1 protein-coding gene and 1 pseudogene are annotated in these 957 nt (G+C 44.7%); both read left to right on the forward strand.

The genetic code is table 11. The features are described 5' to 3' along the window. A pseudogene (locus WH277_RS02125) lies at positions 1 to 370 on the forward strand (TetR/AcrR family transcriptional regulator); the annotation flags it as partial. Between the two features lie 138 nt (positions 371 to 508). Continuing rightward, entirely contained in the window at positions 509 to 745 is a 237-nt protein-coding gene (locus WH277_RS02130; protein ID WP_339457830.1) for a hypothetical protein, read from the forward strand. The last annotated feature ends 212 nt before the right edge of the window (positions 746 to 957 follow it).

Raw genomic sequence — 957 nt, forward strand, 5'->3', positions numbered from 1 at the left:
TTTAGAGACAATACGCAACACGAGTCCCAGCATCGGCGAGGCGCTGAAGCGTTATCCCAGCATTTTCCGACAATCTCTTGAAAACGACAACAGGCTTTGTTTGTCCAGCTTCATGGCTGCTGAATATGAAGATCTGCCTCAAGAAGTTAAGGCCGAAGTGCAGGCTTTTGTTGATGCCAATGTAGTGTGGCTGAGCCAAATGCTTAGTGAGAAAGGTGGAGGCGATTCTGAGGATTATAAAAAGCATGCTCTGGCTATTTATACAGCTGTTGCGGGGGCTCAGCTGATAGCACGTACTCGTCAGGACATTGAATTGTTTGACGAACTGATGGTGACATATCAGCAAGCAGGACTGATCCCGACCATATAGACAGTTAACTGCCATGTCTTCTGCGAACAGAACATCGGCTTGTCGCTCTTTGCGGATCTGTGCACGTTATCTTCTGGGGTATGTTTTACTGCGCTCGAACAGAGGCCTTGTTAATAGGAAAGATGGAAAATTAAATCTATGACTAAGATCCAATACAACCTCACCCGTGGAAGCGATGTCATCCGTGATGGGATGTTCCTCGAGCTTTCTGAGACTGGAACATCCCCGCTCCGGCAAATTGCTGAAGTCTTCTATTCCGATGTCACTCATGAGTTCTCTTTTTCTTGCTACGAAGGATGCATCCCTCTGGAAGAGATTGAAAAGCTCATTCACGAAGCTAAAAAATTGCTTCCGCCAGCAAAGCAGGAATCTTGATAGGCCTGAACGTCTGCTGAGTGCCAGAAGCGGACATTGCTATCTCTATTCAGCATTATTTATTGGGACACAGCTCTACAAAAAAACCTTGTAATTCAGGCGGTAGCAATGATTAGCAGTAGAGAAAATGTTCATATTTGCCATATGGATCATATGGTCATTAGTCACCTAGCAGTTTAGAGATAAAAGCATAAATTGATGCAAATGATCAC

The organism is Erwinia sp. MYb416 (assembly GCF_037479575.1).
GTDB classification, from domain to species: domain Bacteria; phylum Pseudomonadota; class Gammaproteobacteria; order Enterobacterales; family Enterobacteriaceae; genus Erwinia; species Erwinia rhapontici.